This is a genomic window from Rubrobacter calidifluminis, assembly GCF_028617075.1.
Classification (GTDB): domain Bacteria; phylum Actinomycetota; class Rubrobacteria; order Rubrobacterales; family Rubrobacteraceae; genus Rubrobacter_E; species Rubrobacter_E calidifluminis.
In genome coordinates this window covers 1-13423 of record NZ_JAQKGV010000014.1, presented here as the reverse complement: position 1 = coordinate 13423, position 13423 = coordinate 1, and the positions used below count along the sequence as shown (strand labels likewise).

Here is a 13423-nt window from a genome sequence, read left to right as displayed (position 1 = left end):
TAGCCCCCTTGCAGTTCGTAGACGAGGTCAGCTTCGTCGTCCGGGGCGGTCGCGGCGGGGACGGGAGCGTCTCCTTCAACCGCGAGAAGTACAAGCCGCGCGGCGGTCCCGACGGCGGGCGCGGGGGGGACGGCGGGAGTGTCATCCTCGAGGCCACCGCGGACCTCTCGACGCTCGAGCCGTACCTCTACCGCCGGGTGATAAAGGCCGGTCGCGGCGGGCACGGCTCGGGCAACAACCGCACCGGGGAGCGCGGCAGGGACGTGGTGCTCCCGGTGCCCCTCGGAACGCTCGTGTACGATTCCTCGGGCCTTCTCGCCGACCTCTCGCGCGAGGGGGAGCGTTTCGTCGCGGCGCGCGGCGGCGAGGGCGGGCGGGGCAACGCCTCGTTCAAGAGCCCGACGCGGCGTGCGCCGGCCTTCCGGGAGCGGGGGCTGCCGGGGGAGGAGCGCGAGGTGCGCCTGGAGCTGCGCGTCCTCTCGGACGTCGGGCTCGTCGGGCTGCCGAACGCCGGGAAGTCCTCGCTGCTCCGCGCGCTCTCTGCGGCGCACCCGAAGGTCGGCGACTACCCCTTCACCACGCTCACGCCCTCGCTCGGGGTGGTCGACGAGAGTGGCTACCCGCAGCCGTTCGTCGTGGCGGACATCCCCGGGCTCATCGCCGGGGCGAGCGAGGGGCGGGGGCTGGGCAACCGCTTCCTGCGCCACGTGGCCCGGGCGCGGCTGCTCGCGATCGTGCTGGACGCGGGGGAGAGCCCGGAGGAGGCGCGGGAGGTGCTCCTCGCCGAGTTGCGCGCGGCCGGGCTCTCGCGCAAGCCGACGCTCACCGTGCTGAACAAGGTGGACCTGCTCGACGAGGAGCTGCGCGGGTATCTCCGCGAGGCCTTCCCCGGGGCGCTGCAGGTCTCCGCCCTCTCGGGCGAGGGGGTGGAGGAGCTGCGCGAGGCCTTCAGGGAGCGCCTGGCGCACCTCGAACGGGAGGAGGGAGCCTCCGCGGCCGGGACGCGGGCGCACCGGGTCTTCCGCCCGCGGTGGAAGGGGCTGCGGGTCGAGCGCGCCTCCGAGGGGTACTACGAGGTCTCCGGGGAGGAGATAGAGCGGCTCGCGCTCAAGACCGACTGGGAGAGCAGGGAGGGCGTCGAGCACTTCCAGCGGCAGCTCGAGCGCCGGGGGGTCGTGGCCGCGCTCCGGAGGGCCGGGGCCCGGCCCGGGGACGAGGTCAGGATCGGCGGGGTGGAGTTCGACTTCAGATGAGGAAGGGCATCTTCGGCGGCACCTTCGACCCGATCCATCAGGGGCACCTGATCATCGCCGAGCAGGTCGCCGACGAGCTCGATCTCGAGGAGGTGGTCTTCGTCCCCGGCGGGATCCCGCCGCACAAGAAGGCCTCCAGCCTGCGGGCGAGCGTCGCCGACCGGCTCGAGATGGTGCGCGCCGCGACGGCCGCCAACCCGCGCTTCTCGGTCGACACCATCGAGATAGAGGCCGGGCGCCCGATGTACAGCGTCGAGACCGTCCGGCTGCTCAAGGAGCGCCACCCGCACGTCGAGTGGTACTTCATCGCCGGGGCGGACGAGGTCTCCAACCTCCTCTCCTGGAAGGAGCCTGACCGGCTGCTCGAGGAGGTGGTCATGGTCGCCGCCACCCGCCCCGGCTACGACCTCTCGAAGCTCAGCCACCTGGAGGACGCGCTGAACAACTACGACAGGATCATCCCCGTCGAGTGCTCGCGGGTGGACATCTCCGCCTCGGGCATCCGGCGCCGGATGCTGCGCGGGAGGAGCGTACGTTACCTGGTACCGGAGGAGGTCTACAGGATCATGGCGCGCAAGAACCTCTACGCGGACGACGGTTCGAAGAAAGGAGAGAGCTTGAAGGAGAAGGAGAAGCCGTGAGCCGCAGCGAACCGGCCCGCAGCCGCGAGCAGGCCTACCGGGAGGATCCGGAGGAGATGAGCCGCGAGATGGCCACCACTGCGGCGAGGGCCGCGGGCGACATGCTCGCCAACGACGTCACGATCATCGACCTGCGGGGCATGGTCTCCTACACCGACTACTTCGTCGTGGCGAGCGCCGGGACCGAGCGCCAGACCCGGCGGGTCGCCGAGGAGGTCGTGGGCAGGATGAAGGAGGCCGGCCACCGTCCGCGCTCCAGCCGTACGGACGAGGGATCCTCCTGGATCAGCCTGGACTTCTACGACGTCGTGGTGCACATCCTCACCGACGAGGCGCGCGACTACTACAGGCTGGAGTCCCTCTGGCGCGCCGCCCCGCAGGAGCGCTGGGAGGGCTAGCCCCGCCGTTTGACACCCGGGGGGATGCCCCTTATACTTTGCCAGCCTCACCTTTGGGGCCGTAGCTCAGCTGGGAGAGCGCCACGCTGGCAGCGTGGAGGTCACGGGTTCGAGCCCCGTCGGCTCCACAACACGCGCCCATGCAATCACCCCTCCCCTCCTCTATCATCCGGTCGGTGTGCACCCGAGGGAGGAGCTTCGTAGCATGCGGGTCGTCGTCGTAGGAGCGAGCGGTCACATCGGCACCTACCTCGTGCCGCGCCTCGCCGAGGAGGGGCACGAGGTCGTCGCGGTGAGCCGGGGGAGGAGGGAACCCTACAGGGAACACCCGGCCTGGGGGCGGGTGCGGCGGGTCGAGGCCGACCGCGGGAAGCTGGAGAGCAGGGGGGACTTCGGCGCGTTCGTGCGAGACCTCGACCCTGACGCGGTGATCGACCTGATCTGCTTCACCCCCGAGAGCGCCCGGCAGCTCGCGGAGGCGCTGCGCGGGCGGGTCGAACACTTCCTGCACTGCGGGACGATCTGGGTGCACGGGCACAGCACGCGGGTTCCAACGACCGAGGATCAAGCACGCCGCCCGTTCGGCGAGTACGGGACGAACAAGGCGAGGATCGAAGCCTACCTCCTCGCGGAGGCCCGGCGCGGCCGCCTCCCCGCGACCGTCCTGCACCCCGGACACATCGTCGGGGAGGGGTGGGTGCCCGTCAACCCGCAGGGGAACTTCGAGCCGGCCGTCTTCGGGGCCCTCGCCCGCGGCGAGGAGCTCCCGCTCCCCAACCTGGGGCTCGAGACCGTCCACCACGTCCACGCCGACGACGTGGCGCAGGCTTTCGTGCGGGCACTCTCCTCCTGGAGCGCCTCGGTCGGGGAGAGCTTCCACGTCGTCTCGCCGCAGGCGGTCACGCTGCGCGGCTACGCCGAGGCCGTCGCCGGGTGGTTCGGACGCGAGGCGCATCTACGCTTCGTCCCGTTCGAGGAGTGGCGCGGCGGCGTCTCGGAGGAGGCGGCCGAGGCCACCTGGGACCACATCGCCCACAGCCCGAACTGCTCGATCGAGAAGGCCCGGCGGCTTCTCGGCTACGAGCCCCGCTACACCTCGCTCGAGGCCGTGCGCGAGGCGCTACTCTCGCTCGAGCAGACCAAGGGCGCGGTCTCGGGCTGGTAAGCGCTAAAGCGACCCCCGCCCCCGTCCGATAAACCCACCGAGGATGAGGGGCTTCGAGACAGGGGGAACCAGGGGCGCTGAACCACCGCGCCCGGCCCGCCTGCGGCACTACCTGATCGTATGCCTCGCTGTCCTCGCCGTGCTCGCCGGCGGGGCCTGGTACGCCTCACACGCCTCCGGGGGTGCTCCGCACGTCGTCTACCGGCTCTCGCTCGAGCAGGCCGCCCGCGAGGCCCAGAAGCCGCTCCTTGTGAACGTCAACACCGCGGGGCCGGAGGAGCTCGACGAGCTGCCGGAGGTCGGGCCCGCGACGGCCCGCGCGATCATCGAGTACCGCATGGGGCACGGGCCGTTCCGGAGTCTCGACGAGCTGGAGGAGGTGCCGGGGATAGGCCCGGCCACGCTGGAGAAGATAAAGCCCTTTGCCACGGTTTACTGAGCCGGATCTCCCCCTCGACCTCTCCCCGCCGGTCCGGCTGGATCTGTGGGCGCTGCTCTTCTCCTGCGGCGCCGTCGCCGGGACGGCCGCCCCCCGCTTCGCCCCGGCGCTCGTCCTGGCCGCCCTCGCCGTGGCAGGAGGAGCCGCCCTGTGGGAGGGGATCGTCCCCGAAGGGTGGCGCCCGATGTCCCTCCTCGCCCCGCTCTTCGTCGCCGCCGGGTGGGGGGTGGCCGCCCTCCACGCCTCGGCTCCCGACCCGCTCGCGGACTTCGCCGCCATCGAACCCGACGGCGTGACCGTGCTCGGGCGGGTGGCATCCCCGCCGGTACGCGGGGGCTTCGGCTACCGGGCCGACGTACGCGTCGAGCGGTTGTGGTACGGGGGGCGCGAGGTGCTGCGCGGGGGCGGGGTCGAGGTCTTCGCCGGCGACCTCTCGGCCGGGGTCGGGGACAGGGTGCGCCTCACCGGCAGCCTCTCGCCGCCCGAGAGTGGGAATGACGGCTTCGACTACGCGCGCTACCTCTCGACGAAGGGCATCTCGGCCGTGCTCGAGGCCCGCTCGGTGCGGCTCGTGGAGGGTGGGGGATGGGTCGGGGAGGTGCACCGGCGCGCGCGGGAGGCGCTCGGCTACGGGCTCGCCCCGCGCGAGGCCGCCGTCGTGCAGGGGATGGTCCTCGGGGACGAGTCGCTAATCCCCGAGGATCTGCAGCAGGACTTCCGGCGCAGCGGGATCGCGCACGTGCTCGCGATCTCCGGGCAGCACGTCGCGGTCATCACCGCCGCGCTCTACGTGCTGCTGCGCCTGATCGGGCTGCCTCTCGCCGCCCGGGGGCCGGCGGCGCTCGCAATCGTCTGGCTGTACATAGTAATCGCCGGGGCGCCGCCCTCGGCGGTGCGTGCCGGGGTCGCCTCGGGGTTCGTACTGCTGGCGCCCACCTTCCGGCGCCAGCTCTCCCCGCTACACTTCACGGGTGCGATGCTCGCGTTAGTCCTCGCCTTCAACCCCCGACTCCTCTACAGCGTGGGCTTCCAGCTCTCGGTCGCCGCCGTCGGCGGCATCCTGCTCCTGCGCGAACCCCTGGCGCGCCTGCTCTCACCTGCATTCCGCGGGCGGGTGCGGTGGGTGAGGGAGGCTCTCGCCGTCTCGCTCGCCGCGCAGATCGCGACCGCACCCATACTCGCCGCCTCCTTCGGGCAGGTCTCGGTCGCCGGGGTGCTCGCGAACCTGCTCGCCGTCCCGCTCTCCGGTCCGATCCTCGTGCTCGGGATGCTCGGGGCGCTCTCGGGGAGCTTCCTGGCGCCGCTCGCCTACCCGGTGAACGCCGCGAACGGGTTCCTCGTCGTCCTGCTCGAGCACGTGGCTGGGGGATTCTCCGCGCTGCCTTTCGCCGCGGTTACGACGGGCGGGGTCGGGGTGGGGATGGAGGCGCTGCTCTACGCCGGTTGCCTGCCGGCCGCGCTCTCGGGGGCGCTCGGACGCGGGAGGATGAAGCTGTGGGGAGCGGTGGCGCTCCTGTGGTCGGCGCTCTGGCTCGCCCTGCTCGGGTGGGCGGCCGGTTAGAATAGCGGGCGTGGGAGTCTATCTTTTGCTCGGGGACGACGAAGAGCGCAAGCGGCGCGGCATCGAGAGGCTCCGGAAGGGGCGCGATGCTGTAATCTTCGAGGCCGACTCCCGCTCACCGGAAGAGGTGGTCTCCGCCTGCAATTCCGCTCCGCTGTTCGGGGAGGGGAGCCTCGTCGTCGTACGCGGCATCGACGCCTGGAACGCCAGGCAGAAGGAACTCATCACGCGCTACCTCGAGAACCCCGCGCAGGGTACCGACCTCGTGCTCATCGGGGAGAAGCTCGGCGCCCGCGAGAGGTTGCGTGCTGCGGTCGAGAGGGCGGGCGAGGTGCACGAGCTCAAGCAGCCGACCGGGCGGGCGCTCGCCCGATGGGCCGCGCGTCGCGCGAAGGAGCTCGGGACGGAGCTGCCCGAGGATGTCGCCGCCGAGCTCGCGCGGCGCTGCTCGGAGGACAAGCTGCGCGTGATCTCCGAGATAGAAAAGCTCTCGCTCTACCGGGAAGGGGAGAGGATAAGCCGGGAGGATCTCGACGCCCTGTGCCCGCCGGACGTGCAGTCGAACATCTTCGCCTTCGTCGACGCGCTGGCCGAGGGCAGGCGACGGCCAGCGCTCGAGGCGCTCGCCCGGCTCTTCGCCACCGGGGAGCCGCCGCTGCGGGTCGTGTACATGATGCGACGTCAGTTCCGTCTGGTGGGCCGGGCGCTCGACCTCGTGCAGGAGGGGGCCGCCCCGCGCGAGCTCGCCGGACAGCTCGGGGTGCCGCCGTTCGTCGCCCGCAAGCTCGCGGAGCAGGCCCGGAATCTGAACCCCGCCGACATCGAGCGCGCCCTCTCGGTGCTGCTCGCCCTGGAGAGCGGGCTCAAAGGAAGAAGCGACCTGGAGGCGCGCCTCCAGGTCGAGCTCGCCACGATCGAGCTGTGCCGGGAGAGGGCCTCCTAGCCCTCCCTCTCGCCCCGTGAGGAGACCTTCGCGAGCGCGCGGTCGAGGCGACTCAGCTTGCGCGAGGCCTTGTTGCGGTGGATTATCCCCTTCGTCGTCGCCTTCGCGTACTCCTTCTGGCTGGTGTCGCGCAGCGCGCGCGCCTGCTCGACCTCCCCGGCCTCGAGTGCCCGGTAGAAGCGCTTGGAGAGGTTGCGCAGGCGGGTGCGCACGCTGCGGTTGCGCTCGTAACGCCTGCGGTTCTGACGCTCCCTCTTCGACGGTGCCGGCATGGTATCCTGCCTCCTTCTTCCGGTGAGAACCTCGGACCGGAAGAATGTAACATGCCGGGGGTGCGAAGGCAATCGTGTTAGACTCTCTCGGGTGGAGAGCACCGCACGGAACACGCGCAACTTCTGCATAATCGCACACATAGACCACGGGAAGAGCACCCTCGCCGACCGCCTGCTCGAGCTCACCGACGCGGTCTCCGAGAGGGAGAGGGTCGATCAGATCCTCGACACCATGGAGATCGAACGCGAGCGGGGCATCACGATCAAGGCGCAGGCGGTGAGGCTGCTCCACCGCCGGGGCGGGGAGACCTACACCCTCAACCTCATCGACACCCCGGGGCACGTGGACTTCGCGTACGAGGTCTCGCGGGCGATCGCCGCCTGCGAGGGGGCGGTGCTGCTGGTGGACGCGAGCCAGGGCATCCAGGCGCAGACGCTCGCCAACCTCTACATGGCGCTGGAGCACGACCTGGAGATCATCCCGGCCATAAACAAGATCGACCTCCCGATAGCCGACGTGGCCGCGGTCACCGGGGAGCTGGTCGACCTCATCGGGGTGGACGAGTCCGAGATCATCCGCCTCTCGGCCAAGACCGGGGAGGGGGTCGAGGAGCTGCTCGACGCGATCGTCGAGCGCATCCCGGCGCCGGAGAGCACCTGCGAGAGGACGCGCGCCCTCGTCTTCGACTCGCTCTACGACCCCTACCGGGGCGTGATCTCGCTCGCCCGCGTCTTCGACGGCTCCCTGAGGAAGGGGGATGCGGTGCGGGCGATGCGCAGCGGCGAGGAGTTCGAGCTTCTGGAGGTCGGCTGCTACTCGCCGAAGCCGAAGGCGCTCGAGGTGCTCGGGACGGGGGAGGTCGGATACCTCGTCGCCGGGCTCAAGGACATCGAGGCGCTCCGGGTCGGGGACACGGTCACGCTCGCCGCCGAGCCCGCAAAGGAGCCGCTGCCCGGCTACGAGCGGGCGCTCCCGACGGTCTTCTCCGGGCTCTACCCGACCGACGCCGACGACTTCGAGCGGCTGCGCGGGGCGCTGGAGAAGCTGCAGCTCAACGACGCCTCGCTCTACTTCGAGCCCGAGAACTCCAGGCTCGGCTTCGGGTTCCGGTGCGGTTTTCTGGGCCTGTTGCACATGGAGATCGTGCAGGAGCGGCTCGAGCGCGAGTTCGACCTCGACCTCATCGCGACCTCCCCGAGCGTGCGCTACCGGGTGCGCGCTGGGGGCAAAGAGTTCGAGATCACCAACCCGAGCGACCTCCCCGACGACTACGACGAGATCCTGGAGCCGGTCGTCAGGGCGACGATCGTCTGTCCGAACGAGTACGTCGGGGCGGTGATGGGCCTCTGCCACGAGCGGCGCGGGACCTCGGTCGGGATGGAGTACCTCTCGGCGAAGAGGGTTCAGCTCACCTACGACCTGCCGCTCGCCGAGATACTCACGGACTTCTTCGACGCCCTCAAGAGCCGCACCAAAGGGTACGCCTCCTACGACTACGAGCCGAAGGGCTACGAGGCGGCGGACCTCGTGAAGGTCCGGGTGCTCGTCGCCGGGGAGCCGGTCGATGCGCTCTCGATCATCGTCCACCGCGAGAAGGCCTACCAGCGCGGCAGGGCGCTCGTCGAGAAGCTTAAGGAGCTCATCCCGCGCCAGCAGTTCGAGGTGCCCGTGCAGGCCGCGGTCGGCCGGCGCGTCATCGCGCGCGAGACCGTCAAGGCCTACCGCAAGGACGTGACCGCCAAGTGCTACGGCGGGGACATCACCCGCAAGCGCAAGCTCCTCGAGAAACAGAAGGCCGGAAAACGCCGGATGAAGCAGGTGGGGAACGTCGAGATCCCCCAGGAAGCCTTCCTCGCTGCGATTCGTATCTGATCTTCGAAGGAAATGGCCACCCGGCCAATGTGGGGCGTCGGCCCCTCCCCCTAGAATGGTTATCGGTTCGGAGACCGTTGGACGGGCTTTAGCAGGGAGGGGTTTCTCTGAGCCAGATCGCAGACCACGATATCGGGGTCGAAGGTCCCGCTCTGCTGCGCAACCCCGCATGCGGGGAGAGGGCGGCACTCTACACCCGCAGGCGCCAGTCGGTGCGCCGGGCCGTGGCGGCGCTCTCCCTGGGTTCCGTGGACCTCCTGCTCGCCGTCTGGGTGTGGCTTTCGGCGCGCTGGGTGCACATCCTCGTAGGGCTCGGGCCCCTGAGCGATCTCACCTACCTGGTCTTCGTGCCCGGAATCATCCTGTGGGTGGGGCTCAGGGCGGCCGCCGGGCTCTATCCCGGCTACGGCCTATCGGTCGTAGAGAGCCTCCGGCGGCAGAGCCACGCCACCCTCGTCGCGGGGGGCGTCACGGTCGTCTTCTTCTACTTCCTGCACATAGGGAGCAACATCTCCCGCCTGTTCGTCCTCGCCGGGTTCGCCGGGCTCCTGGTGCTCGCGCCGCTCGTGCGCGCCGGGGTGCGGGTGCTGCTGCGCAGGGGCGGGCTGTGGGGCAAGCCGGTCCTCGTCGTCGGGGAGCCGGAGGACGCCTCGCGCGTCGCGCGCCGGATGCGTGAGGAGTGGGAGACCGGGCTCATCCCGGTGGTGATGAGCGGGCTCGAGAGTGGTCCCGAGGAGATCGCCGGGGCCGCGGCGCTCTGCCGTAAAAGGGGAATGGATACGATCGTACTGGCCGGCACGACCGATGCGCGTCTGATCTCGGAGGCCGTCTACTCCTTCAGGCAGGTCGCCGTGGTCTCCGACCCGTGGAACCTCGGAGAGTTCGGCGTCACCGGGGGGTTCGGCGGCGATCTCGGCGTAGAGATCCGGCACAACCTCCTCCGGCCCGGGGGAAGGATGATGAAGCGCTCCATCGAGCTCTTCGCGGCGTTCGTCGGCTCCCTGGTCCTGCTCCCGTTGTTTGTCGTCCTCGCCGGGTTCGTCTGGCTCGAGTCCGGCCGCCCGGTGCTCTACTCCGATCGGCGCATGGGGGTGGGAGGGAAGGCCTTCCGCTGCCTGAAGTTTCGCACCATGGTCCCGGACGCCGAGGAGAGGCTCGAGCGACTTCTTTGTGAAGACCCTGAGGCGAGAGAAGAGTACCTGCGTTACCACAAACTGCGCCACGACCCCCGTGTGACCAGCGTGGGTCGCTTCCTGCGGCGCACCAGTCTGGACGAGCTGCCGCAGCTCATCAACGTGTTGAAGGGAGAGATGAGCCTCGTCGGACCCAGGCCCTACCTGCCCCGCGAGTCCGCCGACATATAGCACTATTCATAGAAGCTGAACCCGCTGATGGTAGCCACAGTGCTCAAAGAAACCTCGTGCATCCTGAGCACTGATAGCAAGATAGTGCCCGACCCATCGCCTCTACCAGAGCATCGCGGGTGCGGGCTTGGGCTTTTCGTAAAAGCCCCTTGACCTTCGAGAAGGCTTCTTCAATAGGATTGAGGTCCGGGGAGTAGGATGGCAAGTACAGAAGTTCGCAGCCGTGCTCCTCGATCAGTTCCTTGACTCTTTCCCCCTTGTGAGCAGAAAGGTTGTCCATCACTACTATCTGTCCAGCTCGTAGAGTCGGCGCGAGCACTTTCTCGACGTAGTAGGCTTCAGACACTGCACGATCAGTTGGACCGGCCACTGCAAGGGAGGGAGCCATTCCCTCTACGCTAATGCTAGAAAGCAGCGTCGTGTTCTTCCCACGGTTGCGAGGAACCGAGCATTGCGCCCTCTGTCCAACCCGAGAGTAGGCGTAGAGCTGTGAAAGCGAGGTGTTGGCTCCCATTTCGTCTACAAATACCAACTGCTCTGGATCTATCTGTGAAGCGACTGTCACCCGCCAGGCAGCCCTTTTGAACTCATCTCGCTCCGATGCACCCACCGATCTTTTTTCGACTCCATCCAAGACGTTTCAATACTCGCCAGAGAGTCGAGTAGCTCAGAGGCTTGCCCGTGATCACCTCCAGAAAACGGCGCCTTTGGGCGATGGTCGCAGCAGGACGATCTTTCATATCCTCGCTCAAAAGCTTTTCGATTTTCTCGTCCACCTTTGGGGTTCTGCCGGGCCTCTTCTTTGGAGCCAGAGACTGCTCACTGCTTGCCATCCTGACATAACGTTTGACCGAGGAGAGGCTCATATCAAAAAAGACGGGCCGCCTCGGACTTGGACATGCCGCGTTCGACGGCAACAACGATCTTCTGGCGCAGGTCTTCCGAGTAGGATTTCATTTCTCCATGATCGCACACAGGTCAATAGCTTTGACTACCGCTGTAGGCCGGGCGCAGACCGAGATCCTGCGGGTCGCGCCGGGCATAACCGGGCTCTGGCAGGTGAGTGGCCGCAGCGAGCTCGAGTTCGACAGGAGGGTGACGATGGATCTCTATTACGTACGCCGGTGGTCCATCTGGCTCGACCTCGTCATACTGGCCCGCACCGTCTCCCATATCCTGGGCAGGCGGGGCGCATTCTGAATATCGTTCTTCCCTTTATTACAGAAACATTGCTAAAATATCACCGGTACAGGTAAGTAGGGGGCGTATCGTGGATGTTGCAGAGAGGGGGCTTCGCTTCTACGATCAGGAAGGCCTGTACAGGCTTGCTTTCGAGAGGTGTGAGGCCGGCCTGATCATCTTATCCGCCGAGGGGGTGGTGTTCGCCGCGAACCCGGCCGCATGTTCCATGCTCGGGATCTCGCAGGAGGAGATGGTCGGCAGTTGCCTGCATGAGATCCTCGGCCTGCGCGACGCCGGCGATGGACATCCCGCGGGTGAAGGCCTCTGGCTAGACTTCTCCCCGGCGGGGGGGTCCGGGGTCGGCATCCTCTCGCTGCACGCGGGCCCGTCGCGCGGGGCCGAGACGCGGATCTGTTCCTGGAGGCGCTCGACGCGGCGCGTACGGTGGATGGTGCTGCCGAGAGGGGCCTCCGGTTCCGCTCGGCGGCGACCCGGCACCTGCTGGGGTTCGTCTGCGGGGCCGTCCCGGCCGACCGCGCGGCGATCTGCGCGTGCGAGGACGGCCGGCTCCGGGTGCTGGCCGAGGTGCGCAGGGGCGAGGTAGGGGCGTCGGCTCCCCGGCCCGACCCCGGCCGCGTCGCGGCGCTCGGGCCGGGGGATGTGCTCGTGGAGAAGAACGAGAGTGGCGTGGCCGTCTATGCGCCGCTCGCGGAATCCGGCGGTAAGGTGCTCGAGGTCGCCGGGGGCTCCGCGCTCGGGAGCGAGGGGAGCGTGGCGGGGGTGCGTGCGATCTCCGCCTGGCTCGGTGTCCTGGTGGGTCGGGGGTTAGAGGGCCGCTACCTCGACGGCGAAGATCCCCTGATCGAACGCGCCGCCGCCGGCATCCTGCTCGCGCAGGAAGAAGAGCGCCGGAAGATCGCCTACGAGATCCACGACTATATCATCCAGCGCGCCACCGCGCTGAGCCGCCGCCTGCAGACCCTCGCCCGCCGCCGCGCCCCGCAGACCGGGCTGGAGGAGCGCAGCTTCCGGAGGATGGGCGAGATCATCGACGAGATGATCGACACCGGACGCAACCTCATAGAGGACCTGCGCCCCCCGCTGCTGGAGGACTTCGGCCTCGCCCCGGCGCTGCGCCGGCTCGTCGAGCGGATGCGGGAGGACGGCCGGGAGATCTACTACCGCGAGGCGATCGGTGAGGAGCGCCTAGCCGGGTACGTGGAGGTGGCGCTCTTCCGGGTCGCCCAGGAGGCGCTCCACAACGTTGAGAAGCACGCCGGTGAGACGCCGGTCTTCGTGGAGCTGCGCGTCGAGGACGGACGGGCCAGGCTCGACGTGCGCGACTTCGGGTGCGGGTTCGAGGGGGTGCTGCGGGACGGTCCCGGCGGGGTGGGCATCCCGGCGATGCGCGAGAGGATGGAGCTCGCCGGCGGGGTGCTCGAGATAGAGAGCTCGCCGAGCGAAGGGACGCTCGTGCGCGCCTCCATCCCCGCCTGCAGGGAGGGCGAGGATGGCCTATGAGAATGCGACCCGTACGGCCAGGGTCCTGATCGCCGACGACAGCCCGGACTACGTCGAGAGCCTCTACGACGCCCTCTCGGACATACCCGGCGTGCGGCTGCTCGAAGAGCACGCGACCGACGGCCGGCAGGCCGTCGAGCTCGCGCAGCGCCTCAAGCCGGACATCGTCCTCATGGACGTCAGGATGCCGTTCATGGACGGGATCGAGGCGACCCGCAGGATAAAGCACCTCCTCCCGAAGACCCCGGTCCTCATCCTCACCGTGCACGAGGACCCGGACTACCTGCTCGAGGCGCTCAAGGCCGGGGCCGCCGGCTACGTCCTCAAGGACGCCAGGGAGCCGGACCTCGTCTCCGCGATCCGGGACGTCCTCTCCGGCCGGTCCCCGCTCGACAGCGAGCTCGCTTCGAACCTCCTGCTGCGCCTCGCCCGTGAGGGTGTTTCGGCACGCGGAGTGCCCAAGCCGACCAGCCCGCTCACCCGGCGGGAGCTCGACATCCTCCACCACGTCGCGCAGGGCAAGACCAACAACGAGATCGCCGACGAGCTCTACATCAGCGTGAGCGCCGTCAAGCTCCACGTGCAGCACATCTTCAACAAGCTCAGTGTCTCCGACCGCACCCAGGCCGCCGTCCGCGGCGTCGAGCTCGGCCTGATCAGCGGGATCTGACGCGGGGTGCGAAACTCGCCAACGCCACCTGCCCGGCCGGGTTCATCCGCGATAACCTCGCGATAGAGCTCAACGTCATCGAAGCCGCCCACCGCCACGGGGTGAAAAAGCTCCTTTTCCTTGGCAGTTCGTGCATCTACC

General features: G+C 68.8%; 14 protein-coding genes, 1 tRNA gene and 2 pseudogenes. 15 read left to right on the top strand and 2 right to left on the bottom strand.

The window, feature by feature from the left end:
- Positions 1-8: 8 nt before the first annotated feature.
- The 8 genes from obgE (at position 9) to holA (ending at position 6400) form a co-directional block, all read left to right on the top strand.
- Entirely contained in the window at positions 9-1253 is a 1245-nt protein-coding gene (obgE, locus tag PJB24_RS11735; RefSeq protein ID WP_273846117.1) for a GTPase ObgE, read from the top strand.
- On the top strand, positions 1250-1894 hold the full coding sequence (nadD, locus tag PJB24_RS11730) for a nicotinate-nucleotide adenylyltransferase (protein WP_273846115.1): 645 nt from the start codon (positions 1250-1252) through the stop codon (positions 1892-1894). The genes obgE and nadD overlap by 4 nt, the downstream gene beginning before the upstream one ends.
- Positions 1891-2292 (top strand): ribosome silencing factor, encoded by a 402-nt coding sequence (gene rsfS / locus PJB24_RS11725; protein WP_273846113.1) that lies wholly within the window; start codon positions 1891-1893, stop codon positions 2290-2292. Before nadD ends, rsfS begins: the two co-directional genes overlap by 4 nt.
- 55 nt (positions 2293-2347) lie before the next feature.
- Positions 2348-2420 (top strand) — tRNA-Ala (locus PJB24_RS11720).
- Between the two features lie 77 nt (positions 2421-2497).
- On the top strand, positions 2498-3457 hold the full coding sequence (locus tag PJB24_RS11715; RefSeq protein ID WP_273846112.1) for an NAD-dependent epimerase/dehydratase family protein: 960 nt from the start codon (positions 2498-2500) through the stop codon (positions 3455-3457).
- A 43-nt stretch (positions 3458-3500) separates the two neighbouring features.
- Positions 3501-3896 (top strand): ComEA family DNA-binding protein, encoded by a 396-nt coding sequence (locus PJB24_RS11710; protein WP_273846110.1) that lies wholly within the window; start codon positions 3501-3503, stop codon positions 3894-3896.
- A complete protein-coding gene (locus PJB24_RS11705; RefSeq protein ID WP_273846109.1) occupies positions 3880-5457 on the top strand; it encodes a ComEC/Rec2 family competence protein in 1578 nt (525 codons plus the stop codon). The genes PJB24_RS11710 and PJB24_RS11705 overlap by 17 nt, the downstream gene beginning before the upstream one ends.
- 10 nt (positions 5458-5467) lie before the next feature.
- Complete coding sequence (holA, locus tag PJB24_RS11700; RefSeq protein WP_273846107.1) at positions 5468-6400, top strand: DNA polymerase III subunit delta; 933 nt, start codon at positions 5468-5470, stop codon at positions 6398-6400.
- On the opposite strand, the gene rpsT is transcribed toward holA, so the two are convergent.
- Positions 6397-6672: a 30S ribosomal protein S20 gene (gene rpsT, locus PJB24_RS11695; RefSeq protein ID WP_273846105.1), complete on the bottom strand. Its 276-nt coding sequence runs from the start codon at positions 6670-6672 to the stop codon at positions 6397-6399. The two genes, holA and rpsT, sit on opposite strands and share 4 nt — an antisense overlap.
- Before the next feature lie 91 nt (positions 6673-6763).
- Here rpsT and lepA point away from each other — a divergent pair, with 91 nt between their 5' ends.
- Together lepA and PJB24_RS15985 are read left to right on the top strand one after the other, a co-directional pair.
- Positions 6764-8545, top strand: coding sequence for a translation elongation factor 4 (gene lepA, locus PJB24_RS11690; protein ID WP_273846103.1), 1782 nt, complete (start codon positions 6764-6766; stop codon positions 8543-8545).
- 212 nt (positions 8546-8757) lie between these two features.
- The gene (locus tag PJB24_RS15985) at positions 8758-9909 is read left to right on the top strand and encodes a sugar transferase (protein WP_273846101.1); all 1152 of its coding nucleotides are present in this window, start codon (positions 8758-8760) and stop codon (positions 9907-9909) included.
- Between the two features lie 43 nt (positions 9910-9952).
- Here the strand turns inward: PJB24_RS15985 and PJB24_RS11680 are convergent, their stop codons facing one another.
- Positions 9953-10543, bottom strand: a complete 591-nt coding sequence (locus PJB24_RS11680; RefSeq protein WP_273846097.1) for an IS630 family transposase — start codon at positions 10541-10543, stop codon at positions 9953-9955.
- 329 nt (positions 10544-10872) lie between these two features.
- Here PJB24_RS11680 and PJB24_RS11675 point away from each other — a divergent pair, with 329 nt between their 5' ends.
- From PJB24_RS11675 to PJB24_RS11660, 5 genes and pseudogenes are all read left to right on the top strand, one after another.
- Positions 10873-11109, top strand: coding sequence for a sugar transferase (locus PJB24_RS11675; RefSeq protein WP_273846095.1), 237 nt, complete (start codon positions 10873-10875; stop codon positions 11107-11109).
- 70 nt (positions 11110-11179) lie between these two features.
- Positions 11180-11386: pseudogene (locus PJB24_RS15935) on the top strand (PAS domain S-box protein); the annotation flags it as partial.
- 149 nt (positions 11387-11535) lie between these two features.
- Positions 11536-12612 (top strand): sensor histidine kinase, encoded by a 1077-nt coding sequence (locus PJB24_RS11670; protein ID WP_273846094.1) that lies wholly within the window; start codon positions 11536-11538, stop codon positions 12610-12612.
- Positions 12602-13282 carry a response regulator gene (locus tag PJB24_RS11665; RefSeq protein WP_273846092.1) on the top strand — a complete coding sequence of 227 codons (681 nt, stop codon included), beginning with the start codon at positions 12602-12604 and terminating at the stop codon, positions 13280-13282. The genes PJB24_RS11670 and PJB24_RS11665 overlap by 11 nt, the downstream gene beginning before the upstream one ends.
- 5 nt (positions 13283-13287) lie before the next feature.
- Positions 13288-13423, top strand: a pseudogene (locus PJB24_RS11660) (NAD-dependent epimerase/dehydratase family protein); the annotation flags it as partial.

Bases quoted from the DNA above. Each gene is read 5' to 3' on its own strand.
- nadD (WP_273846115.1), top strand. From the start codon at position 1,250: ATGAGGAAGGGCATCTTCGGCGGCACCTTCGACCCGATCCATCAGGGG.
- PJB24_RS11715 (WP_273846112.1), top strand. From the start codon at position 2,498: ATGCGGGTCGTCGTCGTAGGAGCGAGCGGTCACATCGGCACCTACCTC.
- PJB24_RS11710 (WP_273846110.1), top strand. From the start codon at position 3,501: ATGAGGGGCTTCGAGACAGGGGGAACCAGGGGCGCTGAACCACCGCGC.
- rpsT (WP_273846105.1), bottom strand. From the start codon at position 6,672: ATGCCGGCACCGTCGAAGAGGGAGCGTCAGAACCGCAGGCGTTACGAG.
- PJB24_RS11675 (WP_273846095.1), top strand. From the start codon at position 10,873: ATGATCGCACACAGGTCAATAGCTTTGACTACCGCTGTAGGCCGGGCG.
- PJB24_RS11665 (WP_273846092.1), top strand. From the start codon at position 12,602: ATGGCCTATGAGAATGCGACCCGTACGGCCAGGGTCCTGATCGCCGAC.